Source organism: Thalassospira sp. MCCC 1A01148, assembly GCF_001613795.1.
Lineage (GTDB): Bacteria > Pseudomonadota > Alphaproteobacteria > Rhodospirillales > Thalassospiraceae > Thalassospira.
Window position 1 is genome coordinate 30,388 of the sequence record NZ_LPVZ01000002.1, and the last position, 23,070, is coordinate 53,457.

Here is a 23,070-nt window from a genome sequence, read left to right on the forward strand (position 1 = left end):
GGGCCGAAATGTGCCAAATGGCCGATCACAGCAAGGAAAACGCAACATGCAGGATATTGTCGCCAAACTCGAAGCGAAGCGCGCCGAAGCTGCCATGGGCGGTGGCCAGCGCCGCATTGATAATCAGCACAAGAAAGGCAAGCTCACCGCGCGTGAACGCCTTGATGTGCTGCTTGACGAAGGCTCCTTCGAAGAATGGGACATGTTTGTCGAACATGATTGTGTGGATTTCGGCATGACCGAAAACCGCATTCCCGGCGATGGTGTCGTCACCGGTCACGGCACGATCAATGGCCGTCTGGTCTTTGTTTTCTCGCAGGATTTTACGGTGTTCGGCGGCGCACTTTCGGGGGCGCATGCGCGCAAGATCGCCAAGATCATGGATCAGGCGATGAAGGTCGGCGCGCCGGTGATCGGGCTTAATGATTCGGGCGGGGCGCGTATTCAGGAAGGTGTCGAAAGCTTGGCTGGCTATGCCGATGTCTTCCAGCGCAATGTCGAGGCATCCGGCGTCATCCCGCAAATCTCGCTGATCATGGGGCCGTGTGCCGGTGGGGCGGTTTACAGCCCGGCCATGACCGACTTCATCTTCATGGTCAAGGACAGCTCCTATATGTTCGTGACCGGTCCTGACGTGGTCAAAACCGTCACCCACGAAGAAGTCACCCACGAACAGCTGGGCGGGGCATCGACCCACACCAGCGTGTCGGGTGTGGCTGATCTCGCCTTTGACAATGATGTCGACCTGCTGCTTCAGACCCGGCGTTTCATGGACTTCCTGCCACTGTGCAACAAGGAAGATCCGCCTGCACGCCTGTGCGAAGATCCAATCACGCGTGATGACTTCTCGCTCGATACCCTGGTGCCAGAAAACCCCAACATGCCCTATGACATGAAGGAACTGATTACCAAGATCGTCGATGAGGGCGACTTCTTTGAAATTCAGGCCGACTACGCCAAAAACATCATTATCGGCATGGCGCGCATGGATGGCCGCACGGTTGGTATCGTCGCCAACCAGCCGATGGTTCTGGCCGGGTGCCTTGATATCGACAGCTCCAAAAAGGCCGCGCGTTTCGTGCGCTTCTGCGATGCCTACAACATTCCGATTGTCACCTTTGTCGATGTGCCGGGCTTCATGCCGGGGACCGCACAGGAATATGGCGGCATCATCAAACATGGTGCGAAACTGCTTTATGCCTATGCAGAGGCCACCGTGCCCAAGGTCACCGTCATTACCCGCAAGGCCTATGGCGGCGCATATGACGTGATGTCATCGAAGCATCTGCGCGGGGATGTCAACTATGCCTGGCCGACCGCCGAAATTGCGGTGATGGGGCCCAAGGGGGCGGTGGAAATCATCTTCAGGGCGGATATGGACAATCCTGAAAAGATCGAAGCCCGCACCGAAGAATACCGCGAAAAATTCGCCAACCCGTTTGTCGCGGGCCGCAAGGGGTTCATTGATGATGTCATCATGCCGCATGGCACGCGCCGCCGCGTTTGCAAGGCGCTTGGCATGCTGCGCAACAAGGACATCAAGAACCCTGAAAAGAAACACGGCAACATTCCGCTGTAAGACAAATTGGGAGACAGAAAAATGTTTAGCAAGATCCTGATTGCCAACCGCGGTGAAATCGCCTGCCGTGTGATCAAATCAGCCCGCAAAATGGGCATCAAGACCGTTGCGGTCTATTCCGATGCCGATAAAAACGCCCTGCATGTTCAGATGGCCGACGAGGCCGTCCGCATCGGCCCGGCACCCAGTAATCAGTCCTATCTGATTATTGAAAACATCATTGACGCCTGCAAATCCACAGGGGCCGAGGCCGTCCATCCCGGCTATGGCTTCCTGTCGGAAAATCAGGCCTTCGCCAAGGCCCTTGATGCAGCAAACATTGCCTTTATCGGCCCGCCGAATGGTGCCATTGCCGCCATGGGCGACAAGATCACCTCGAAAAAGATCGCGGCCGATGCGGGTGTTTCAACCGTTCCCGGTTTCATGGGCGTGATCAAGGACACCGACGAGGCCGTCAAGATCGCCAATGATATCGGCTACCCGGTGATGCTCAAGGCATCCGCTGGTGGTGGCGGCAAGGGCATGCGTATTGCCCGAAACGATGCCGAATGCCGCGAAGGTTTCGAACGTGCGACGTCAGAAGCCGCAAGCTCCTTTGGCGATGACCGCGTCTTTGTCGAAAAATTCGTCGAGGAACCGCGCCATATCGAAATTCAGGTGCTGGCCGACAAGCACGGCAACGCGATCTATCTTGGCGAGCGCGAATGCTCCATCCAGCGCCGCCACCAGAAGGTCGTCGAAGAAGCCCCGTCACCCTTCATTGACCCTGCCACCCGCAAGGCCATGGGCGAACAGGCCGTTGCACTGGCACGCGCGGTGGATTACTGCTCTGCCGGGACGGTGGAATTCATCGTTGATAAGGACAAGAATTTCTACTTCCTTGAAATGAACACCCGGCTTCAGGTCGAACATCCGGTGACCGAGCTTGTCACCGGCCAGGATCTTGTCGAATGGATGATCAAGATCGCCGGTGGTGAAAAACTGACGCTCAAACAGGATGACGTCAAACTGACCGGCTGGGCCATGGAAACCCGCGTCTATGCCGAGGATCCCTTCCGCGAATTCCTGCCCTCTACCGGCCGCCTGGTACGCTATCAGCCACCAGAAGAATCCGACACCGTGCGTGTGGATACCGGCGTCTTTGAAGGCGGCGAGATTTCGATGTTCTATGACCCGATGGTCGCGAAACTGATCACCTATGGTGAAAACCGCGATCAGGCGATTGGTGAAATGCGCCGCGCGCTTGATGCCTATTATATTCGCGGCATTTCGCACAATATCCCGTTCCTGGCCGCTGTTATGGCCAACAAACGTTTCCAGGATGGCAATATCACCACCAACTTCATCGCTGAAGAATACCCGGATGGTTTCTCGGCCGATGATCTGCCCAACGACGATCCATCGACCCTGATCGTGGTCGCGGCCTACCTTAATCAGCGTCTTGCCGAACGCAATGCCGGCATCACAGGCCAGGTCAGCGATCATCCGCTTGAAATTGCCGAAAGCTGGGTGGCGGTCTGCGGCGATGAATACACGCCGTTTGATATCGAGTTTGATGGTGTTAACGGCGATTACATCGTTGCCATAGGGGACCGCAGCTACGGCGTGGTCTCGGACTGGAAGATCGGCGATCCGATGTTTGTCGGTGAAATCGACGGTGCCCCGGTCTGTGTGCAGATCGACCTCGAAGGGGTGGGCTATCGCCTGTCGGCCAACGGCATTCAGCGCAGCTTCAAGGTGATGCTGCCACGCGTCGCGGAACTGCAAAAACTGATGCCGTTCAAGGCCCCGCCGGATATGTCGAACTTCCTGCTCTCGCCAATGCCGGGCTTGCTCGTCAAGGTCTCGGTCGAGGAAGGCCAGACCGTCCAGCCGGGCGAGGAACTCTGCATCCTTGAGGCCATGAAGATGGAAAACGTCCTTAAATGCGAAAGCAAGGGTGTCGTCAAAAAGATCCACGCCGAACAGGGCGCAAACCTCTCGGTCGATGCCATCATCATCGAGTTCGAAAAAGACGAATAAGCAGCCTGATCCCTCAAGGGTGATGCATGATTAAGGCACTGACTGGAAACGGTCAGTGCTTTTTCTTTAACCTGTTCAAACACTTGTGTTTTCAAGGGCTTTCGGATCCGTTTCACGCATATTAAATACAGATAACGGGGCTTTACGGCGCGTTTGCACTGCCATATGGTCGTGAATTGAGGCCGTAATCCCTGTGAACATCAAGGTTGACTGCCAACGCATTGAACGTGCCTGCGGCCATCCAATAACAAGAAACGAGGCGTAAGAATGTACAAGCTGATTGCTTTTGATGGCGACGATACCCTTTGGCACAACGAGCCACTTTTCCGCCAAGCCCATGTGCAGCTTCGCGAAATGCTGGGACACTATGTTGATCCCGAACAGGTTGATGATCGCCTCTATCAGGCCGAGTTGGCCAACCTTTCCATCTATGGCTATGGCGTGACGGGCTTTACCCTGTCGATGATCGAAACGGCGATCGAATTGTCTGATGGTAAAATCAGTGCCGAAGACATCCACAAACTGGCCGAAACAGGTAAATCCATGCTGCGCGCGCCCACCCGGATCATTGAAGGGGCCGAGGCCGTGCTCAGGCAATATGCCAATCACCCGAAATACAAGGTGGTGCTGATCACCAAGGGTGACCTGATCGCCCAGCAGCTCAAGATCGAACGTTCCGGCTTTGAAGACCTGTTTGACGGGATTGAAATCGTCTCGGAGAAAGACTCGCTGACCTATCGCAACATCTTTGGCCGCTATGGCGTTGAGCCCGAAGAGGCGATCATGATCGGCAATTCGATGAAATCCGATATTCTGCCGGTCCTTGCGTGCGGGGCGACGGCGATCCACATTCCCTATGAAATCACCTGGGTGCATGAAATGGTCGATCAGACCGAAATCGACAATGCCAGCATCATTACGGCCGAAAGCATTGCACATGTGCCCCAGGTCATTGAAAAACTGGAACAGGAAAAGACCAGCGGGAGTATGGAGCATGTCTGATTGCGCCGGTTCTGAAATGTCGACAGAAGCCGTACTGGCCAACGGCCCGGCAGCCGATCTTGATCCGCAAACCAAACTGGAACTCGAAGCCGCTGCCTTTCGCGGGCTGGTGACCCATCTGCAAAACCGCAAGGATGCACAGAATATTGATCTGATGAACCTTGCCGGGTTCTGCCGCAACTGTCTGGCCAAATGGTATCTGGCCGCAGCGCGCGAACGCGGTGTCGCCATGGATTACGATGGTGCTCGTGAAGTCGTCTATGGCATGACCTATGACGACTGGAAGGAAAACCATCAACTTCCCGCATCCGAGGAACAGAAACAGAAGTTTCAGGATACCGCCCATCTGCACGCCAAAATCCCCGGCGCGAAATAACGCCCGGCAGACAGGCCGATCAAATCTGACATCCTGACATATCGGAAAGGGAGGACGTCCGATCATGACAGATACAAGTCCCGACCCGTCAACCGGGGCCGGAAACATCGCCGTTCATGCCCGGATCGAAGGCCGCGTTCAAGGCGTGTGGTATCGCGCATGGACCGTGGAACAGGCCCGCAAGCGCGACCTGACCGGCTGGGTGCGCAATCGCAATGATGGCACGGTCGAGGCGGTCTTTTGCGGGCCGGTCAAGGTCGTTCAATCCATGATCGACGCCTGCCACGAAGGCCCGACCCATGCACGCGTGGATCGCATTCACGAAGAACCTGCCCTTGAAGACGGCTATACGTCATTTGAAAAACGCCCAACCGCGTAAATGCCGCCAAACTCAATGAATTGGCGTCTTTATCAAAGCCGCTCTAAAAGCCTTTTTGCGCGATAATGTGGAAAAAGGCTTTTTCTTTATCGCACTGCGGTGGCATGGTTATGAAATCCTGTCTGCATGGTCAGATCGATGCAGTCCGGAAATCAACAGGGAGACTACATATGACTTTTATCGGAAAATCATTTGGCGTGGCTGCCATCATGGCGACCAGTGCGCTTTTCGCGTTTGGCGCACAGGCAGAGTCCGAGCAGAATGACGGCCTGAATGGCACACTGTGGTTGCAGACCTCGGTCGAATACAAAACGACTGCCATGTCGGTCTATGCTGGCGCGACCCGCTTGCTGGACGCCGCCATTGGCGATCACAACTGGACCGCCGCACTTGAGCAGGACGGCAATTATTCGACCAAGCCGCCGGCGGTGATCCTTGATGTTGATGAAACCGTTCTTGATAACTCCGCCTATCAGGCATGGGTTGTTGCCGAGAAAACCCATTACAGCTCCAAAACCTGGGCGGCATTCGTGCATGACATGATTTCCACCCCGACGCCGGGCGCACTGGAATTCACCAAGGCGGCAGCGGCGCGTGGTGTTGAAGTCTTCTATGTTTCGAACCGCAAGGCACCGGAAGAAGATCCGACCATCGAAAACCTCAAGAAATTCGGTTTCCCCTATGCGGATGAAAAACACGTCATGCTGCGGGGCGAGGTCGAAGAATGGGGCTCGAACAAAACGCCGCGCCGTGCGGCTGTGACCGAAGATTACCGTGTCATCATGCAGTTTGGTGACAACTTCGGCGATTTCACCGACGAAATCGACGGCTCGATTATCGAGCGTCTCGAAGTCATGGAAAAATACGGCAACTACTGGGGTGAACGCTGGTTCATGCTCCCGAACCCGAGCTACGGTTCCTGGGAATCCGCGGCCTTCGGTGGCGACTGGGGCAAGTCCGGCGACGAACGCCGTCAGGACAAGATCAACGCCATGACCCCATGGGCTGGTCCGGCTGAATAAGCTTTGCGCATATCGCAATTGCTTTAAGGGCGTCCCATTACGGGGCGCCCTTTTTTTGCGAACTATTTCAAAACCCAGGAAAAGGCGCGCCTGAGCTCCGCCACACAGTTCTTGTCATAGCAACGCCCATGCGCCAGCACCACATAGTCGGGTGCCCAGTCAATCATGGTTTCAATTGCCTTGCGCACCCCATCCTTGTATCCGGCAAAGGTCAGGCGCATGTCGCGCGGCATGCTGCCATGCGGGTCCATGGTGCCAAGTAACCTGACCATAAACCGCCAGATCGGGTTTTTGATTTTGTCGGCTTCGAAGTTCTCGATCAGGTCGGTCAGGATCAGCGTTTTGGATGCGTCATGGAAAAACACCGCCTCATTGAGGTAACTGCCCCGCACCAACACCTGCCTGATTTCATTGGCCCATTCCGGTTCCGGCGTATCGGCAAGCTCCGCATCAAAATCAACCGAAATGCCAACCGATTTGGCCCGCTTGATCACACCGGGCGCACAGAACGCCTTTGCATCCGGATAAGCCTTTTGCCAGTCGGGTACACCGGCATAATGGATGGTATTGGATGCAATCAGATAAGAAACCTCGCCCAGTGCGTCGACCTTGGTCCGAAGCGTTTCATTCAGGCGGATCGGCGAATGGACAAACAGTTTGCCGCTTTTAAGGCGGATGATCGTCATTCGGGTCGGGAAGGGCAGTTTAAGCCCGGCATATTGAAACCCGATCACCGGGCCATCAACAATCCAGACGTCCGGTGCAATCTGTTTGGGCGTATCAAGGGGCGCATAGGTCTCGACAGAGAACATGGGGCGGTCTTCCATCTTACGTTTGTGGTGGCACAGGGCAACGCGATGCCGACGACAGAGACGATTATACAACCTTGCCCGGATTAAGCCTGCCATCCGGATCAATTGCCACCTTGATCGCACGCAGCAGTTTCAGCTTTTCCACACTGGCATAATGCGCCAGTTCATCGCGTTTAAGCTGCCCGATGCCGTGTTCGGCACTGATCGACCCGCCAAGATCGACAACAATGTCGTGAATGACACTGTTCAGGCTTTCCCACTGCGCAAGATAGGCTTGCTTGTCCATGGTCGCGGGCTGGGTGAAGTTGAAATGGATATTGCCATCACCCACATGGCCAAACGGGCAGGGGCGAATGCCGGGTATCAGCGCATCAGCACTCGCCATGCCGCGCTTGATAAGTTCGGCAACCTTTGAAACCGGCACCGATACATCATGCTTGATCGATCCGCCTTCATATCCTTGTGCTTCCGGGATGCCTTCGCGGATCGCCCACAGGTTTTTGCGCTGTGCCTCTGACTGGGCTAGGGTGGCATCAACGGCAAGCCCGATCTCAACCGCCTGACCCAACAGATCGACCAGAAGTGTTTCCAGATCATCATTCGGGCGCGACGATGTCAGCTCAATCAACACATGCCACGGCGTTTTGGTTGCAAGCGGGCGCGTCAGGTTCGGCAGATACGTGACAGACAGATCATGGGCGAAATTGCTGATCAGCTCGAAGGCGGCAATGCCATCGCCGGTATGACGGCGCGCGAGTGCAAGAAGATCAATCGCGCATTCCGGCGACGGCACGGCAATCCAGGCGGTGGCGGTGTGTTTGGGCTGGGCAAAAAGCTTCAGCGTCGCCTTTGTAATGATGCCAAGTGTGCCTTCCGCGCCGATAAACAGATCGCGCAGGTCATAGCCGGTATTGTCCTTGCGAAGTTTGGACAAGCCATTCCACACCGTGCCATCGGGCAATACGACCTCAAGCCCAAGACAAAGATCACGCGCATTGCCATAACGAATAACGTTCAGGCCCCCGGCATTGGTCGCAAGGTTGCCACCAATCTGGCATGTGCCCTCAGCACCCAGTGATAGCGGGAAAAGTAAATCCTGCTTTTCGGCCGCTTCCTGAATGTTTTGCAGGATTGCACCGGCGTCAACGGTGGCTGTGAAATCACGGCCGTCAATCTCGATCACGCGGTTCATGCGCTTGAGATTGATCAGGACCTGTTTGTCACTGGCAACCGCCCCGCCGCACCGCCCGGTATTGCCACCCTGGGGCACAATCGCGATGTCATGTGCGGCACAGATGGCGACTGCCTTGGCGACTTCCTCGGTGCTGGCCGGAAACAGGATGATTTCGGCATGGCCTTCAAACTTGCCGCGCGCCTCTGCGTTGTGGGCGGCCAGCACATCGCTTTCCATGCTGAAACCTTTGGGGCCCAGCAGGTCTTTTAGTTCTGTGAGTGCGGCTTCTGGCAGGAACGACATGGTGTTGTTCCCTTACTTGGCATCATGGCGCGCGCGCGGGGCGCTCGCGCGTTTCAGGCGGTCATTGATCGCAATGCCCAATCCTTTATCCGGGATTGGTGCAATCGCGATGCCGGCAAAGTGGCTTTGATCGGCTTCATGCAGCTTGGCAAAAAGATTGGCGGCGGCCTCGATATCATCGCCGGTTCTTGATAGCCACAAGACCGCATCAAATCCCTTGGTGTTGCAATCGCCAAAGCCAAGCAGGACCTCATGACCATGTTTGGCCGGATCAGCGGTGGTGGCCTCAAGGCGCACCGGCAGACCCGGCGCATAATGGCTGGTCAGCATGCCGGGGCTTTTGGGGGCGGTATCATCGCTTTCCGCCATGATGACTTCGGTGCCGAGCAGTTTGGATACCTGATCGGCCGTCACTCCGCCGGGGCGCAGCATCACCACCCGATCCGTGGTCAGGTCAATCACCGTGCTTTCAAGCCCGACACCGCACGGACCGCCATCCAGGATCATGCCAATCGCATCGCCAAGCGACCCGGCCACATGGCCCGCCGTGGTCGGGCTGATCTTGCCAGACCGGTTGGCTGACGGGGCGGCAACCGGGCGACCAACCGCACGCAACAGCTCACGCGCCATCGGATGGGCCGGAACGCGCACTGCAATGCTGGGCAGGCCCGCGGTTACCAGATCGCAAACATCGCTATCGGCTTTGCGCGGCAGAACCAGTGTCAGGGCACCGGGCCAAAACGCCTCGGCCAGTTTATCGGCGCGCGCATCAAATTTGGCGTGCTTGGCCGCAGAATCACGATCGGGAAAATGGCTGATCAGCGGATTGAAGCTTGGCCGTTTCTTGGCGGCATAAATCCCCGCCACCGCATCGGCATTGGTTGCATCGGCACCCAGCCCATAAACCGTCTCGGTCGGAAAGGCCACCAGTTCACCCGCGCGCAGCTTCGCTGCCGCCTGACTAAGGGCACCTTCGGAATAGGGTCGAATGGTAAGGGCTGGCGACATGCAACAATCTCTGAAAACACAAGCTAGTCAAATACCTAACTATGATGCTGTGCCATGACAAGGACGATCACGCGCAAAGCCCGCAATCAAAGGTGAAAAACCAACAATGATCTGGTGAAAAATATGGCCCAAACAGCGCAGAGCCGCCATGAAAATGGCGGCTCCAATTTACGCTCTAGCCCGGTTTCGCCCCGCGGTGGTGAAACTGGACCGCGTCGCCGTGATTCCGGCGGCTATTTACGTCACCTACACTCTGTGTGGCGATAAGGAATTGATAGCGCAAAACCTGCTGAAAGTCAACAAATCTGCGGGGTGGAGCAGTTTCAAGCTTTCCCGAAAAATGCCGATTTGATCACTGTTGCAATGCGGGATCGGCAAGCTGCTGATGCGGCTTTGAAATTTGCTTTTGATCCCGCTTTGCGAAGGATCAGTTCTCGTATTTGACCGGCACAGACGGGCTGCGCGCGATGAAGAACGGGTTGCGGAAATCGGCCTTGCCATAAACGAATCCTGATCCGTCCATATTTTCAACCACACCGCCGGCAGCAAGCAGAACCGCATGACCCGCACCAATATCCCATTCCATGGTCGGGCCAAGGCGGGGATAAAGGTCTGCTTCACCGGCGGCCACCAGACACAGCTTGAGCGAGCTTCCCGCCGGGCGCAGTTCCTTGACCGCAAGATCCCCCAGAAAGGCTTTCATCGCTTCCGGATCGCCGTGTGATCGCGATCCGACCACGACAACACCGTCTTCGGGCATTTCGCGGACCGAAATGGCGGTGGTTTTGGGTTCCATAACATCGCCCTCGATCAGCTTGGCACCATCGGGGCCACCATAATAAAGCTTGTCGATGGCCGGGGCATAAACCACGCCCAGAACCGGCTTTCCTTTGGCAATCAGGGCCACATTGACCGTGAACTCGCCATTGCGCTTGATAAACTCCTTGGTGCCGTCAAGCGGATCAACCAGCCAGAAGAAATCGGTTTCGCCATTCACATCGGGCACATCGCCCTTGGCGGCACTTTCCTCGGACACGATTTTAACATCGGGGGTGAGCGCGCGAAGACCTGGCAGGATCACGGCCTCTGCCGCGTCATCGGCCTCGGTCACCGGGCTGGCATCATCCTTGGAACGCACGTCGAAATCGGTCTGATAGATTTCCATCATCGCAGCACCCGCCTTGCGGGCGATTTCAATCAGTCCGTTTTCAAGGGCATCGGCATCGGCGGGCAGGGCAACGGTCATGGCACTCTCGTTTGTCAGGGAGATTGAACTATCCCACGGGAATAGGGAATTTTGCCCACAAGGTCCAGTGTGGCTTTGCCAGGTTGTCAGATTGTCGGGTTTTCAGCTTTGGGTGCCAAACCGTTCCGCCATGACATCCTTAAGGGCCGCCATCAGATCATTGCTTACCTGATCAAGGCTGACGACGATGGCCGGTTTGGCCGGGGTCGGGCAGATGCCCGCCATGATGTCTTCGGCCCGCCATTGCACCATCAGGCTTTCCATCAGCTCAACCAGCGTGATCGCGGTGGGCACATGCGTGCTTTGAATGCTGGCCTCAAAGCTTTCGGCCTCGTCGCGCATGGCAAAGATCGGGCAGTATTTCTGGCCACTCTCGGTCGTTTGCAGCAACCAGCCATTATGGTAAAGCGCCCAGACACCTTCCCATTCCGCAACCTCGCGGATGAAATCGGCGTAGCGCGTATCATCTTGCCCGGTGTCGGGGGTGCTGCTTGCCATAATCTTTAATCCTGCTGGTCCCAGAAACCGCTGGGGCGGATATTACTTGATGAAATCCCGCGGGTGATAAACCGCTCTGCGCGCATATTGGGTGACCAGTGATCCATCGCAAGCCCCGCCTTGCGCTTAAGATGGGCGAGAAAATCCTTTGGATCGGGCAACTGATCCCAAACTTGGGGCAGGAACAAGCCCCGCCGGTTGCCGTCCGAAAGAATAATCCCGTCCTCAAACGGGGTCAGTTTGGAAATAAAATCGGCTTCATCGGCAAAGCCAAACGGGTGGGGTGGCGACAGGACCGATATCGAAAGCTCCAGATCATCGCCAATCTCCGCCCGCGATAACCCGGCAAAGCGCGGATCGCGAAAGGCGGCCTTGAATGCATTCTCGCACAGATCGGTGGCAAGTGGTGCATGCGAAATGATCGACCCGATACAACCCCGCAATTGCCCGGCTTTCTTTAGCGTCACAAAACATGCACCCGGTGCCGCAAGTGCCGGACCAACCTCATTGGCCGAGACCTGCAACGGTGCCCCGGTCTCCATCCCGTGCAGGATTGATTGCCGACACAGATCCAGCATCGCAGGACCATGCGTCCTGATCAGGGTCTCGGTCGTCTTGGTGAAGTCGTCTTCGCCGTCACCGCCCATACCCGATGCCTTTCCGTCATAAACCGCCCAGGCGCCATAGCCGACCACGCGCGATTTATCGCCCGTCACATCGCCGGAATTGCGCATGCCAAGGGTCTTGATCTTCATACCGCGATTGCGTGCGGCCATCAGCATCCCGGCCACCGGCAACGCGCCACAGGCATCGTTTGTATCAATATTCTCGGCATCGAAGTTCTCGATCATCGCGCGGGTGCGGTTATCCATCTTTTTCGCAGTGTCATAATCATGGAAATGCGACAGATCCGATGAAATCACGATCAGGGTTTCCGGCCCGCCCCAAAGCTTCTCGATCACCTCATGCACCTGACGCGGGCTGCATCGGCTGACCAGAAGCGGCACAATGCCGATATCAGCATCCTCGCCAAACAGGCGCTGGATAAACGGCAATTCGATCTCAAGCCCGTGCTCAAGCGTGTGTGCGTCGTCCAGCATCTGAACATGCGGCAACGCCAATGCCTTTTGCAGTGCTGGCAGGTCACAGCGCATATTGCCAAGCGGGGTGGCAAACTGATCGGCGCGCGCCAGCGCAATTCCCTGAAACGCCATGCGATGCGCAGGGCCAATGATCACAATGCGTTTGATGGTGTCCTTCAACGCCCGAACGGTGGCAAAGCCAAGGGCGGCCAGACTGCCCGAAAACATCAAACCCGCATGCGGCACAATGATCGCCTTGGGCGTGGCCGTTTCTTGCTGCGCGACGCCCGATTGCAAGGCCGCACCCATCAGTCCGTCAATCTCGCTACGCAAGAGATCGGCATCGGCCGGATAAAACGTCCCGGCAACAGCAGGCGGGCGGATGATGGTCATAATGTTTCCAATCGCATGACTTCCTTTGAAAAAGATAGCGATCAGGACTAGATAAATAAAGTGCGTATACTCAAAGTTGAATTGACCTTGGAGGTGCCGGATGTTGTCACTCAGAGATCAAGCTATCAGTTTCTCTCGTTATATTCTCCCAAGGGAAGAGCGTTCTGATCAAAGTTTATGGAACGTACGGTTTCCCGTGATAAAAACACTCTCTCGTGTTGAGCCTGTGATGTATGAGAGACTGCATTTCTTTAGGAATTCGAAGAGCCGCAACGATGCATTGTCGCTGATTTTAATTACGGATTTGCTTTGGCAACTATTGCGTGAAATTTCGGGTGTTAGTGGCAAGCAAAAACTCCCTAGTCCGGGTGATAAGTTCAATTGGGTTTATGAACTGCATTCAAATTTACGTCATCCTGAGCAGCTCTATCCAGACTTTGAATGGCTGTTTAATGATCCTTGGCCATTAAAAGAGGCCAATAAATTAATCGACGCGGCAGAAGCCATGGACGCTGTCTTGTCTGATATCACCGACGACTTTGATCTGGGTTCTGGTTTCATTGGTGAGATCGAAGAAAAACAAAAACTGGCGTCCGTTGCCGAGGCAAACTTCAAAGAGAACCGAAAGCTAAAATAGTTTAGAATTCGAAAGATTATGTTTGATCGGCTGTCTTGATGCTAACTCCAGTCTCGTGATTGCAAGGTGATGGCAAACCTAACCGACACCGTTCCGGCCCGTTACTGGCACCATCTCGATGATGGTCGTATTCAGTGCGATGTCTGCCCGCGCTTTTGCAAGCTCAACGACGGGCAGCGGGGCTTGTGTTTTGTACGGGCCCGGCAAGGCGATCAGATGGTGCTGACGACGTGGGGTCGATCCTCGGGCTTTTGCATTGATCCGATCGAGAAAAAGCCGCTCAATCACTTTCTGCCCGGCACCCCGATCCTGTCCTTTGGCACGGCGGGTTGTAACCTGACCTGCAAGTTCTGCCAGAATTACGAAATCTCAAAAGCGCGCGAGATGGACAAGCTTTCCTCGCTCGCGACCCCGGAAATGATCGCCAAAACCGCCAAGGCCTATGGCTGCTCTGCGGTCGCGTTTACGTATAATGATCCGGTGATCTTTCTCGAATATGCCGTTGATGTTGCCATTGCCTGTCGCGAAATGGGCCTGCGCACCGTGGCGGTCACGGCGGGTTATATTGGCGATAAGGCGCGCGAGGAATTCTTTCGTCACATGGATGCCGCCAATGTCGATCTGAAGGGTTTTACGGATCGCTTTTATCATCAGCTGTGCTCGGCCCATCTGGGTGACGTGCTGGACACGCTTAAATATCTGCGCCACGAAACCGGGGTCTGGATGGAGCTGACCAACCTTGTCATTCCCGGCGAAAATGATGGTGACGCGGAATTCCACGAAATGACGTCATGGGTGCATGATGAACTCGGCCCCGATGTGCCAATGCATTTCTCGGCCTTTCATCCCGACTGGAAAATGATGGATACCCCGCGCACCCCGCCCGAAACGCTGGTGCGTGCGCGCAGGATCGCCATGGAAAACGGCATTCGCTATGCCTATGTCGGCAATGTTCATGACAAAACCCACAGCAGCACCTTTTGCCACGGCTGCGGTGATATCCTGATTGGCCGTGACTGGTATCAGTTGTCTGACTGGAACCTTGATGCGCAGGGTGCATGTAAAAGCTGTGGTACACATTGTGCCGGTGTGTTTCGGGCACATCCCGGCACATGGGGCCCGAAACGCCAACCGGTCCGCTTGATGGCCGGCAACTAAGCAGTCAGAACCAACAAGACTTCAGCCGTAAATTCACGGCCATAATTCCGCAGGGAGAACGACATGGATATCAAACGCGCCGGATCACAGGCCTCAACGGTCGGATCCCCGGAATATTTCACCGGACAGGTTCGCATCGAACCGATCATCAGTGCCACGGACCCCGCCCGTGTGGCCGCCGCCAATGTGACGTTCGAGCCGGGCGCACGCACCACATGGCATACCCATCCATTGGGCCAGACCATCATCGTGACCGCCGGTTTTGGCCGGGCACAGCGCGAAGGCGGCCCGATAGAGGAAATCCGTCCCGGCGATATCGTCTGGTTTGAACCGGGCGAAAAACACTGGCACGGGGCCGGTCCCGAAACCGCCATGACCCATATCGCCATTCAGGAAAAGCTCAATGGCTCCCCGGTCGATTGGCTGGAACCCGTAACCGATGCGGATTATCTCGGCCAATAAGTATGCGTGGTGATCGTTTTTACTGGCACTGTGGCGTCATATCGCTAAATTGCCACCATCAGACGAAAGCCTGAGTATCCGCGACCGATCCCGTCATCCCCGCGCAGGCGGGGATCCATGGCCTGATGGTGCCTGAAATGGACTCCCGTACCCGTCTTCACGGGCACAGGCTCTGTGCGGGAATGACGATTTGGCGAGCGGAAGCTTTCGCTTTCGGGAAAATGTTTAAACGGACAGAAAGCACACGCAGTGGCCGGGATGAAAATTCGCAAAGCCCGTTTGGGCGATGTCGGGGCAATTTTTGCCATCCGAAGCCGCGTGCGTGAAAACCACCTTTCCGCTTCTGAACTGGCCGAACGCGGCATCACCAAGGCCGCCTTTGGCAAATGGCTGGAACAGGGATACGGCATCTGGCTTGCCGATCTCGATGGCTCTGCCGCAGGCTTCGCCATTGCCATCCCGAGCGAAGCAACGCTTTGGGCGCTGTTTGTCGATCCGGAATTTGAAGGCCGCGGGGTGGGTGCGGCATTGCTGCGCACCGCCGAAGACTGGCTGTTTGCCAAGGGATGTAATGACATCTCGCTGACCACCGGGGCCAACGCGGAAAACCGCGCGCATGGTTTTTATGAAAGCCACGGCTGGCATTCCACCGGCGATGTCGAAAACGACGAGGTGGAATACATCAAATCCAACCCGTCGCTTTCACTGTTTGATTTTGGCTAGGTCGCCTTGCTTTACCGCACCGGAATGCCGCGCGTTTTCTTTTGGCTTGGTCCCAGTAACACCGGCGCATAACCCATCAAGAACGCCAGCCACCCGCCAATCCACATCATGGTCGCAATCGCCAGAATGGTGACATAGCCCGATCCGGCGAAACCGACCATGACGCGCAATACGGTCGAAACCCAGATAAGCCCAAACGCACTGTTCAAGGCCCATCCTGCACGCAATTCCCGCCCGGTATGGCCAAGTGCGGCCCGTCCGGCAATGGCCAGAACCATGCAGGCCATTGCCCCGCCGGTAAGCGCATGCAGGGCATCACGACTGCTCATGACATCAGGCCACAGGATCGCAACGCCAAGCAGGACAAGCCCGACGGGCACCCAGAAATAACCCAGATGCAGCATGATCACGATGGGTTCGCGCCAGCTGTGCACCCCGCGCCATCGCACCAAACGGATGGCATGCACAATCCCGGCAAACAGCAACACAGAACCGGCAATCACGCCTGCCGGATCAAGGATCACGGCAACGATGCCAAGCGCAATGCTGGCCAGACACACCATGTCAAACCGGCCAAACATGCTGGGCATCGGCGCATTGATCTGTTCGCGCTGCATCCAGTTGCGTGTAAAGGCCGGGATGACCCGTCCGCCGATCAAGCCGATCAGCAAGATGATCGCGAGAATCGCCGTTTGATACAGCATGGCCGGATCAAGGGCGATGACATCAAGGCAGGCGGCGACAAACAGCGCATCAAACAGCGCGATCATGGAAATGACGGCCAGAACCCGCATATTGCGGTAATTGCGCGCAGCTACCAGTTCCCGCACACCAAGGGCAAGCAGGAAGATGAAATAAACCAGCGCCCCGACAATCGTCAAAGCCGGGTCCAAATATTCGCCAAATCCAATAGCCAGCCGCCCGATCAGCCAGCTTGTGGTTAACGCCATTAACATGACCCCGGAAATCGGTGGGCGACTTGTCCAGTTGGCAATCGCGGTCAGCAAGAACCCCCCGATGGCCGCCCCGCCAAATCCGAAAATCAATTCGTGGGCGTGCCACCACGAACCTGTTCCCAGACTGGGTGTTGCAATGCCATGCACAAAGCCCGCAACCCACCAAACGACAGCCACGATGGCCAGAAGCCCGGCCAGCAGGAAAAGCGGGCGGAAAGCCCCGGTCCAGAACGGATGTGTGGCGCGTTGTGGTTCGGTAATCGAAATCGGTGCGGTTCTGCCAGCCATGACATACCTCCAGAATGTTGGAATGCGTCATAGTAGCGACCTTGGCGGATCTTGCCTTGACGTTGCGCAATTCGTTGGCGTCCGGTTTTGCCGGGTTGGTGTTGCCTTTGCGTGAAATCGCGCAGGAAATTCAACGATAAACCTTTTCAACCGCGTTTAACGCGCTAGATTAGGGACATCAATTTCTTTGCAGTTGCTTGATCAAGGGCTGCGCCCCGAAACATGACAGGAGTCCTGTTCACCATGAAGATCACGTTTTCCGATCTCGCCATTCCGAAAACCGGTGCCGTTATCGCCTTTGCGACCGAAGGTGCCGATCTGATGCCCAGTGCCGTTGCGCTTGATGAGGCAACCGGGGGTGCGATCACCAAGGCGATCAAGGCGTCGACCTTCAAGGGCAAGTCGGGCCAGAGCCTGCAGGTCCTTGCACCGGCCAATGTCGATCTGTCGCGCGTGATCATTTTCGGGATCGGCAAGGAAGCCGAATTTGACGTGATTGCCGCCCAGAAACTGGGGGGCTCTGTCACCACCCGCGCCATCTCGACCGGCGAGAAGGAGCTTTCCGTTCTCTTTGATATGGAAGGTCTGGCGTCTGATTTCGCGACCGGTGCGATGCTGCGCGATTATCGTTTCGACAAATACCGCACCACCGAAACCAAGGAAGACAAGCCGGTCCTCAAGGCGCTGAATATTTCAGCCCGCGATCACAAGGACGCCAAGAAGCAGTTTGATTCTGCTAAAAAGGTCGTCGAAGGCGTGTTCTTCACCCGCGATCTGGTGTCCGAGCCGGCCAACGTTCTTTATCCCGAAAGCTTCACCAAGGAAGTCAAGGCGCTTGAAAAACTCGGGGTCGAGATTGACGTCCTTGACGAAAAGGAAATGAAAAAGCTTGGCATGGGCGCACTTCTGGGCGTTGCCATGGGATCGGCCCAGAAACCGGCCATGGTCGTCATGCGCTGGAACGGCGGCAAGAAAAAGGACGCACCGGTCGCCTTTGTCGGCAAGGGTGTGACCTTTGATACCGGTGGTATCTCGCTTAAACCGGCTGCCGGCATGGAAGACATGAAGTTTGATATGGGCGGTGCCGGTGTGGTTTCCGGCCTGATGAAGGCGTTGGCTGGTCGTAAGGCGAAATGCAATGTGATCGGCGTGATTGGTCTGGTTGAAAACATGCCGTCATCGACCGCACAGCGTCCAGGCGATGTTGTGACCTCCATGTCCGGTCAGACGATCGAAGTCATCAATACCGACGCCGAAGGCCGTCTGGTTCTGTGTGATGCGCTGACCTATGTGCAGGAGAAACACGATCCGCGTCTGATCGTTGACCTCGCAACCCTGACCGGGGCTGTCATCATTGCGCTTGGCCATGAAAATGCCGGTCTGTTCGCCAACAATGATGAATTGGCGACCCAGATCAGCACAGCGGGTCTTTCGGTTGATGAAACCGTCTGGCGTCTGCCGCTGGGATCTGGCTATGACAAGCAGCTTAAATCCGACATTGCCGATATGAAAAATGTCGGCGGTCGTGCGGCGGGCTCGATCACCGCTGCCCAGTTCCTCAAGCGCTTTATCACCAAGGATCGCCCGTGGGCGCATCTTGATATCGCCGCCATGGCCTGGTCAACGTCCGACAAGGAAGTGACCCCGAAGGGCGCGACCGGCTTTGGCGTGCGTCTGCTTGATCGCTTTGTGGCCGACAACTACGAAAACTAATCACGTTCCCGATTGGCGTCATTCCCGCGCAGGCGGGAATCCACTTCGGCGCTACACGGGAACCAGATTCCGGGTCTGCGCTTCGCTTCGCCCGGAATGACGGTGGTGAAATAAGTGGGGCAGGGTGTTGATCACCTTGCCCCATTTTCATGTTCGGGATAAAACCGCCTTATGGCTGATATCTGGTTTTACCATCTCACAAGCATGCCGCTGGAACGGGCCTTGCCCACGCTGCTCTCCAAAACGCTGGAGCGCGAAAAGCGTGCCGTGGTGATGACCGGTGTCGAAGAACGGGTGGAGGCCATCAATACCCTGCTTTGGACCTATGATCCGGCAAGCTGGTTGCCCCATGGTTCCAAATCCGATGGCGACGCCGAAATGCAGCCGGTCTGGCTGACGGCCGAGGATGAAAATCCCAACAATGCCCAGTTCCTGTTTCTGACCGACCGCGCCATGAGCGACAAGGTCGGCGATTATGAACGCGTTATCATGCTGTTTGATGATCGCGACCGCGATGCGGTGGCCGAGGCCCGCACGCGCTGGAAAGACTGGAAAGACGCCGGACACAAACTGTCCTACTGGCAACAAACCCCGCAAGGCGCGTGGGAAAAAAAGGCCGAAAGCTAAGAGCAATCGGCCTTTTGGTTTTTAAAGTTCCTTGATCAGCAAGATCCAGTTTTCACCCGGATTATCCCAATCTTCCTTGACCATCCTGCGCGATGCACAGGCGGTATATCCCAACCGTTTATAAAGTCGCACCGCGCCGGGATTGCCATCCGATGCAATGATGCTGACCGAAAGCTTGCCAGCCTTGCGCGCGTCACTTTCAGCCGCCCGGACCAGAAATGATCCGACCCCGCGATCGCGAAACGGCGGAAACACTGCCAGCACATTGATGTACCAGCTGCCCGGTGCAAGGCTTTCAAGTTCAAGGATCGGTACGAACAATGGCGGTATTTCCGCAGGATCAACCGGCTCAAACGCATCTGGCTGACCATAGGCCGTGATGGCCCCCATGATCTGGTCGTCGCCAACGGCAAGGCATGTGTTGCGGTATGAAAATCCGCCTTCTTCGCGTTGCGCACGGCGACGGCCGACATCCCACGCAGTTTCATTGCCCTCGATCATATCCTGCCACAGATAAACCGGCAGTCCTTCCCCGGCGAGATTGATCAGTTTGGCCATGACGTCGGCATCGTCTGGCGTGGCAGCCCGCAGTTCGATTGGCGGTCTTGGTTGTGGCGACTGCGCTGCCAGCTTCGGGTTTGAATTCATTGCTCGTGTCCCTTTGGGTTTTTCTGTCGTGTCTTTTTTTTATGGTGTATCGGGTCAGTGCGCGGCGCGATCTGGCGTCAGCACGTGTTTTGCCATGGCACCGACGTGACGATGATCCGTCCCGCAGCAGCCGCCAATCACCGCCAGGTTCGGCAAAAGATCGGCAAGATCGCGATAAAGCTGACCAAGTTCTTCCGGGTCGCCATCATCAAGATGCGTGCTGGCATCCAGTTCCGCGTGGCTTTGGCGCGATGCGTTGGCGCGGACGCCGCAGATACGGTTTTTCCAGTCGCCATTCTCTTGCAGCCGGTCACGGAAATGATCCGGGTGTGCGCAGTTGATCATGTAATAGGCCGGGTAATTGCCTGTGTGTTCATCGACCATCGCAATGGCTTCACGGATTGTCTCGCCGCTTGGCAGGTTGCCATCTGTTTCGACGGTGAACGAAATAACGCAGGGGACATCGACATCCCGACACGCCAGCGCAATGCCGATGGCCTCGTTGGGGTAGTTGATGGTCACGACCGAAATCATATCCACACCGGCCTTGGCAAAGCCTACGATTTGCACCGCGTGATAGGCGCGTGCCTGATTGATCGTCATCCGTTCTGACGGGACATACCCGTCGCCGCGCGGCCCGATATTGCCACTGATCAGGCATGGTGTTGCATCCGAATGATAACGGTCACGCAGCTCTGCCATCAGTTCAATGGCCTTGCCGTTCATCGCGGCCAGTTCTGCGGCGTCATAACCGATCCTGTTTCCCCAGTCGCGGTTGGCACGCCAGGTCGGGCTTTCAAGGATGAAGCCAGACTGCGCTTCCTTGGCCAGTGCAAGGTAACGTTCGTAATAGGCAGTGATGTGCGCGCATCCCTCTGGCGTTTTCAGAAGGTCGAAAGATGCAAAATGCGGAAGCTCGATCCCGTCATGAAAAATCAGGGTGGTCTCAAGACCGCCATCGGTGATGAATTTTGCCCGTCCATGTGGCGGAAGGTGCGGATTGCGTGTGCTCATGTGTCCGAATTTCAGTTTTTGGTTTCAAATTTTCTACCGCTTGGGTATTTAAACGCGGGCCGGAAATCTCGCTCTGATTGGGTTTTGCTTCTAGTAGGCATGCGGTCGGTTTTTTCAGATTTCCGAAAACGCATTCAAAACAAATATTTACAAGGGATCCGGTGCTTTTTGGCGCGGCCATGCAGGCCTTTGGCGACGAAAAACCGTACCGGCGGTAAGGTAAGTGATGAACGAAACGAAAAAACTGACGATCACCGACACGTTTGGCAGCCCCAAACGCAAGGGCGAACGGACACGCGAACGCATTCTTGAAATTGCTTCGAAATCGATTCTGGAAAAGGGCTTTGGCGCAACCTCGATCGAGGAAATCATTTGCGAGGCGGGCCTGACCAAAAGCGGGTTCTTCTATCATTTTCGCGACAAGAACGAGCTCGCGCGTGCGCTTTTGCAACGCTATATCGAACAGGATGATGAAATCCTCGATCAGGTATTTGATCGCGCACGTGAACTGGTGGACGATCCGCTTCAACAGTTGCTTGCGGCCCTGAAAATGCTGGCCGAGGTGCTCGAAGACCTGCCCAATGGTCATCCGGGCTGCATTGTCGCGGTTTATTGCTATCAGGAGCGCCTGTTTGACAAGGAAGTCCGGGATTTGAACCGTGATGCGGTTCTGGCATGGCGCATTCGTTTCCGCGCAACCCTTGATGATATTGCTGGCCAGTATCAAACGACCGAGCCGGTTGACCTTGAACAGGTCGCTGACATGATTTCGACCGTGCTGGAAGGCGGGATTGTGATGTCAAAGGCGCTCAATGAACCGCGTAAACTGGCCGATCAGGTCATGTTGTTGCGCAGCTTCATCAAGTTGCTGTTCACCCCGCGTTCGAACTGAAGTTGAACACATAAACTTCTGTAATTTAATGGGAAATCATACATGCCATGCGTAAAATGCATGTTGTTCCCCATTGAAGAATGACGTCCGGTCAGATACACAGGGTTCATTGATCGCGCCGATTTGCTCCTCAGCTTGCGGGCGCGTTAAAAATGCGGCTAAAGCGAGAGGGCGTATATGCTCCGTATGTACGACCGCCTCGGTAACGCCGCGGCGGTTTTTTTGTATCTACGGAAAGGTTGAGACCCATGATCCGGCTCTCGAACGTCCAGAAAACATATGCAGCCCGGCGTGGCAGCGACGAACATATCGCGCTTCGTGGCATCAATCTTGATATTGCTGCTGGCGAAATTGTTGGTGTCATTGGCCGCTCGGGTGCAGGCAAATCAACCCTGATTCGCTGCATCAATCTGCTCGAAACCCCGACATCCGGGACCGTCACGGTGGATGGCACCAATGTCACCACGCTGTCGAAGCGCGACTTGCCGCTGTTTCGTCGTCAGCTCGGTATGGTGTTCCAGCATTTCAATCTTCTCTCCTCGCGCACGGTGTTTGACAATATCGCGCTGCCGCTTGAACTGGCTGGCGCCACCAAGGCCGATATCGCCAAGGCGGTTGACCCGCTGTTGCCGCTCGTCGGGCTTGAAGAAAAGCGTGATCGCTATCCGGCCGAACTGTCGGGCGGTCAGAAACAGCGTGTCGGCATTGCGCGCGCACTGTCATCCAACCCCAAGGTTCTACTGTGTGACGAGGTAACATCCGCCCTTGATCCGGAAACCACCCGCCAGATCCTGACGCTGCTGAAAGACATCAACAAACGCCTTGGTCTGACCATGGTCGTCATCACCCATGAAATGGCGGTGGTGAAGGCACTCTGTGACCGTGTGGCTGTCATGGATGGCGGCGTGATCGTCGAAGAGGGCGCGGTTGAGGGCATCTTTGCCGATCCGAAACACGCCACGACACAGTCGCTTCTGGCTGATGAGTTCATGGATTTCCGCGCCGGGTCCGATGCGAACAATCCCGCAAACAATACCGGTGCCGCAACGACGGCCA

At 56.0% G+C, this 23,070-nt stretch carries 23 protein-coding genes, 1 pseudogene and 1 riboswitch; of the genes and pseudogenes, 15 read left to right on the forward strand and 9 right to left on the reverse strand.

Annotated elements, in window-relative coordinates:
• The first annotated feature begins 46 nt into the window (after positions 1–46).
• The 6 genes from AUQ43_RS00930 to AUQ43_RS00955 all read left to right on the forward strand — a co-directional run bounded on the left by AUQ43_RS00930 (position 47) and on the right by AUQ43_RS00955 (position 6,380).
• Entirely contained in the window at positions 47–1,579 is a 1,533-nt protein-coding gene (locus AUQ43_RS00930; protein WP_062953757.1) for an acyl-CoA carboxylase subunit beta, read from the forward strand.
• A 21-nt stretch (positions 1,580–1,600) separates the two neighbouring features.
• A complete protein-coding gene (accC, locus tag AUQ43_RS00935) occupies positions 1,601–3,601 on the forward strand; it encodes an acetyl-CoA carboxylase biotin carboxylase subunit (RefSeq protein WP_062953758.1) in 2,001 nt (666 codons plus the stop codon).
• 267 nt (positions 3,602–3,868) lie between these two features.
• The gene (locus AUQ43_RS00940; protein ID WP_062953759.1) at positions 3,869–4,603 is read left to right on the forward strand and encodes an HAD family hydrolase; all 735 of its coding nucleotides are present in this window, start codon (positions 3,869–3,871) and stop codon (positions 4,601–4,603) included.
• Positions 4,596–4,979: a DUF1244 domain-containing protein gene (locus AUQ43_RS00945; RefSeq protein ID WP_084271930.1), complete on the forward strand. Its 384-nt coding sequence runs from the start codon at positions 4,596–4,598 to the stop codon at positions 4,977–4,979. The genes AUQ43_RS00940 and AUQ43_RS00945 overlap by 8 nt, the downstream gene beginning before the upstream one ends.
• A gap of 64 nt (positions 4,980–5,043) precedes the next feature.
• Entirely contained in the window at positions 5,044–5,358 is a 315-nt protein-coding gene (locus AUQ43_RS00950) for an acylphosphatase (RefSeq protein WP_062953761.1), read from the forward strand.
• 170 nt (positions 5,359–5,528) lie between these two features.
• Positions 5,529–6,380 (forward strand): 5'-nucleotidase, lipoprotein e(P4) family, encoded by an 852-nt coding sequence (locus AUQ43_RS00955; RefSeq protein WP_062953762.1) that lies wholly within the window; start codon positions 5,529–5,531, stop codon positions 6,378–6,380.
• A gap of 62 nt (positions 6,381–6,442) precedes the next feature.
• On the opposite strand, the gene AUQ43_RS00960 is transcribed toward AUQ43_RS00955, so the two are convergent.
• The 3 genes from AUQ43_RS00960 to AUQ43_RS00970 form a co-directional block, all read right to left on the reverse strand.
• Complete coding sequence (locus tag AUQ43_RS00960; protein ID WP_062953789.1) at positions 6,443–7,192, reverse strand: DUF4336 domain-containing protein; 750 nt, start codon at positions 7,190–7,192, stop codon at positions 6,443–6,445.
• Between the two features lie 64 nt (positions 7,193–7,256).
• Positions 7,257–8,669: an FAD-binding oxidoreductase gene (locus tag AUQ43_RS00965; RefSeq protein ID WP_062953763.1), complete on the reverse strand. Its 1,413-nt coding sequence runs from the start codon at positions 8,667–8,669 to the stop codon at positions 7,257–7,259.
• 12 nt (positions 8,670–8,681) lie between these two features.
• Complete coding sequence (locus AUQ43_RS00970) at positions 8,682–9,677, reverse strand: L-threonylcarbamoyladenylate synthase (protein ID WP_062953764.1); 996 nt, start codon at positions 9,675–9,677, stop codon at positions 8,682–8,684.
• A gap of 148 nt (positions 9,678–9,825) precedes the next feature.
• Between AUQ43_RS00970 and AUQ43_RS00975 the strand changes: the two genes are divergently transcribed.
• Complete coding sequence (locus tag AUQ43_RS00975) at positions 9,826–10,029, forward strand: hypothetical protein (protein WP_062953765.1); 204 nt, start codon at positions 9,826–9,828, stop codon at positions 10,027–10,029.
• A gap of 75 nt (positions 10,030–10,104) precedes the next feature.
• On the opposite strand, the gene cysQ is transcribed toward AUQ43_RS00975, so the two are convergent.
• The 3 genes from cysQ to amrB all read right to left on the reverse strand — a co-directional run bounded on the left by cysQ (position 10,105) and on the right by amrB (position 12,896).
• Positions 10,105–10,923, reverse strand: a complete 819-nt coding sequence (cysQ, locus tag AUQ43_RS00980; protein WP_062953766.1) for a 3'(2'),5'-bisphosphate nucleotidase CysQ — start codon at positions 10,921–10,923, stop codon at positions 10,105–10,107.
• Positions 10,924–11,025: 102 nt separating this feature from the next.
• A complete protein-coding gene (locus tag AUQ43_RS00985) occupies positions 11,026–11,421 on the reverse strand; it encodes a DUF2750 domain-containing protein (protein WP_062953767.1) in 396 nt (131 codons plus the stop codon).
• A 5-nt stretch (positions 11,422–11,426) separates the two neighbouring features.
• On the reverse strand, positions 11,427–12,896 hold the full coding sequence (amrB, locus tag AUQ43_RS00990) for an AmmeMemoRadiSam system protein B (RefSeq protein WP_062953768.1): 1,470 nt from the start codon (positions 12,894–12,896) through the stop codon (positions 11,427–11,429).
• Between the two features lie 100 nt (positions 12,897–12,996).
• Here amrB and AUQ43_RS00995 point away from each other — a divergent pair, with 100 nt between their 5' ends.
• The 4 genes from AUQ43_RS00995 to AUQ43_RS01010 all read left to right on the forward strand — a co-directional run bounded on the left by AUQ43_RS00995 (position 12,997) and on the right by AUQ43_RS01010 (position 15,876).
• Positions 12,997–13,533, forward strand: coding sequence for a hypothetical protein (locus AUQ43_RS00995; protein ID WP_114129842.1), 537 nt, complete (start codon positions 12,997–12,999; stop codon positions 13,531–13,533).
• Positions 13,534–13,602: 69 nt separating this feature from the next.
• Positions 13,603–14,691 carry an AmmeMemoRadiSam system radical SAM enzyme gene (gene amrS, locus AUQ43_RS01000; protein ID WP_062953770.1) on the forward strand — a complete coding sequence of 363 codons (1,089 nt, stop codon included), beginning with the start codon at positions 13,603–13,605 and terminating at the stop codon, positions 14,689–14,691.
• A 63-nt stretch (positions 14,692–14,754) separates the two neighbouring features.
• Complete coding sequence (locus AUQ43_RS01005) at positions 14,755–15,153, forward strand: cupin domain-containing protein (protein WP_062953771.1); 399 nt, start codon at positions 14,755–14,757, stop codon at positions 15,151–15,153.
• Between the two features lie 258 nt (positions 15,154–15,411).
• Positions 15,412–15,876 carry a GNAT family N-acetyltransferase gene (locus AUQ43_RS01010; RefSeq protein WP_062953772.1) on the forward strand — a complete coding sequence of 155 codons (465 nt, stop codon included), beginning with the start codon at positions 15,412–15,414 and terminating at the stop codon, positions 15,874–15,876.
• 11 nt (positions 15,877–15,887) lie between these two features.
• Here the strand turns inward: AUQ43_RS01010 and AUQ43_RS01015 are convergent, their stop codons facing one another.
• Entirely contained in the window at positions 15,888–17,120 is a 1,233-nt protein-coding gene (locus AUQ43_RS01015; protein WP_062953773.1) for an NnrS family protein, read from the reverse strand.
• Between the two features lie 243 nt (positions 17,121–17,363).
• Between AUQ43_RS01015 and AUQ43_RS01020 the strand changes: the two genes are divergently transcribed.
• The gene (locus AUQ43_RS01020; RefSeq protein ID WP_062953790.1) at positions 17,364–18,833 is read left to right on the forward strand and encodes a leucyl aminopeptidase; all 1,470 of its coding nucleotides are present in this window, start codon (positions 17,364–17,366) and stop codon (positions 18,831–18,833) included.
• 171 nt (positions 18,834–19,004) lie between these two features.
• On the forward strand, positions 19,005–19,460 hold the full coding sequence (locus tag AUQ43_RS01025) for a DNA polymerase III subunit chi (RefSeq protein ID WP_062953774.1): 456 nt from the start codon (positions 19,005–19,007) through the stop codon (positions 19,458–19,460).
• Positions 19,461–19,481: 21 nt separating this feature from the next.
• Here the strand turns inward: AUQ43_RS01025 and AUQ43_RS01030 are convergent, their stop codons facing one another.
• Both AUQ43_RS01030 and AUQ43_RS01035 read right to left on the reverse strand, forming a co-directional pair.
• A complete protein-coding gene (locus AUQ43_RS01030; protein WP_084271931.1) occupies positions 19,482–20,108 on the reverse strand; it encodes a GNAT family N-acetyltransferase in 627 nt (208 codons plus the stop codon).
• Between the two features lie 54 nt (positions 20,109–20,162).
• On the reverse strand, positions 20,163–21,122 hold the full coding sequence (locus AUQ43_RS01035) for a homocysteine S-methyltransferase family protein (protein ID WP_062953776.1): 960 nt from the start codon (positions 21,120–21,122) through the stop codon (positions 20,163–20,165).
• 226 nt (positions 21,123–21,348) lie between these two features.
• Here AUQ43_RS01035 and AUQ43_RS01040 point away from each other — a divergent pair, with 226 nt between their 5' ends.
• Complete coding sequence (locus tag AUQ43_RS01040) at positions 21,349–22,014, forward strand: TetR/AcrR family transcriptional regulator (protein ID WP_062953777.1); 666 nt, start codon at positions 21,349–21,351, stop codon at positions 22,012–22,014.
• A 105-nt stretch (positions 22,015–22,119) separates the two neighbouring features.
• Positions 22,120–22,197, forward strand: a riboswitch (SAM riboswitch).
• A 65-nt stretch (positions 22,198–22,262) separates the two neighbouring features.
• A pseudogene (locus AUQ43_RS01045) lies at positions 22,263–22,991 on the forward strand (methionine ABC transporter ATP-binding protein); the annotation flags it as partial.
• Between the last annotated feature and the right edge of the window lie 79 nt (positions 22,992–23,070).

Excerpts from the sequence above, each read along its gene's own strand:
- AUQ43_RS00930 (WP_062953757.1), top strand. The coding sequence starts at position 47 with ATGCAGGATATTGTCGCCAAACTCGAAGCGAAGCGCGCCGAAGCTGCC.
- accC (WP_062953758.1), top strand. The coding sequence starts at position 1,601 with ATGTTTAGCAAGATCCTGATTGCCAACCGCGGTGAAATCGCCTGCCGT.
- AUQ43_RS00940 (WP_062953759.1), top strand. The coding sequence starts at position 3,869 with ATGTACAAGCTGATTGCTTTTGATGGCGACGATACCCTTTGGCACAAC.
- AUQ43_RS00945 (WP_084271930.1), top strand. The coding sequence starts at position 4,596 with ATGTCTGATTGCGCCGGTTCTGAAATGTCGACAGAAGCCGTACTGGCC.
- AUQ43_RS00950 (WP_062953761.1), top strand. The coding sequence starts at position 5,044 with ATGACAGATACAAGTCCCGACCCGTCAACCGGGGCCGGAAACATCGCC.
- AUQ43_RS00955 (WP_062953762.1), top strand. The coding sequence starts at position 5,529 with ATGACTTTTATCGGAAAATCATTTGGCGTGGCTGCCATCATGGCGACC.
- AUQ43_RS00960 (WP_062953789.1), bottom strand. The coding sequence starts at position 7,192 with ATGTTCTCTGTCGAGACCTATGCGCCCCTTGATACGCCCAAACAGATT.
- AUQ43_RS00965 (WP_062953763.1), bottom strand. The coding sequence starts at position 8,669 with ATGTCGTTCCTGCCAGAAGCCGCACTCACAGAACTAAAAGACCTGCTG.
- AUQ43_RS00970 (WP_062953764.1), bottom strand. The coding sequence starts at position 9,677 with ATGTCGCCAGCCCTTACCATTCGACCCTATTCCGAAGGTGCCCTTAGT.
- AUQ43_RS00975 (WP_062953765.1), top strand. The coding sequence starts at position 9,826 with ATGAAAATGGCGGCTCCAATTTACGCTCTAGCCCGGTTTCGCCCCGCG.
- cysQ (WP_062953766.1), bottom strand. The coding sequence starts at position 10,923 with ATGACCGTTGCCCTGCCCGCCGATGCCGATGCCCTTGAAAACGGACTG.
- AUQ43_RS00985 (WP_062953767.1), bottom strand. The coding sequence starts at position 11,421 with ATGGCAAGCAGCACCCCCGACACCGGGCAAGATGATACGCGCTACGCC.
- amrB (WP_062953768.1), bottom strand. The coding sequence starts at position 12,896 with ATGACCATCATCCGCCCGCCTGCTGTTGCCGGGACGTTTTATCCGGCC.
- AUQ43_RS00995 (WP_114129842.1), top strand. The coding sequence starts at position 12,997 with ATGTTGTCACTCAGAGATCAAGCTATCAGTTTCTCTCGTTATATTCTC.
- amrS (WP_062953770.1), top strand. The coding sequence starts at position 13,603 with ATGGCAAACCTAACCGACACCGTTCCGGCCCGTTACTGGCACCATCTC.
- AUQ43_RS01005 (WP_062953771.1), top strand. The coding sequence starts at position 14,755 with ATGGATATCAAACGCGCCGGATCACAGGCCTCAACGGTCGGATCCCCG.
- AUQ43_RS01010 (WP_062953772.1), top strand. The coding sequence starts at position 15,412 with ATGAAAATTCGCAAAGCCCGTTTGGGCGATGTCGGGGCAATTTTTGCC.
- AUQ43_RS01015 (WP_062953773.1), bottom strand. The coding sequence starts at position 17,120 with ATGGCTGGCAGAACCGCACCGATTTCGATTACCGAACCACAACGCGCC.
- AUQ43_RS01020 (WP_062953790.1), top strand. The coding sequence starts at position 17,364 with ATGAAGATCACGTTTTCCGATCTCGCCATTCCGAAAACCGGTGCCGTT.
- AUQ43_RS01025 (WP_062953774.1), top strand. The coding sequence starts at position 19,005 with ATGGCTGATATCTGGTTTTACCATCTCACAAGCATGCCGCTGGAACGG.
- AUQ43_RS01030 (WP_084271931.1), bottom strand. The coding sequence starts at position 20,108 with ATGAATTCAAACCCGAAGCTGGCAGCGCAGTCGCCACAACCAAGACCG.
- AUQ43_RS01035 (WP_062953776.1), bottom strand. The coding sequence starts at position 21,122 with ATGAGCACACGCAATCCGCACCTTCCGCCACATGGACGGGCAAAATTC.
- AUQ43_RS01040 (WP_062953777.1), top strand. The coding sequence starts at position 21,349 with ATGAACGAAACGAAAAAACTGACGATCACCGACACGTTTGGCAGCCCC.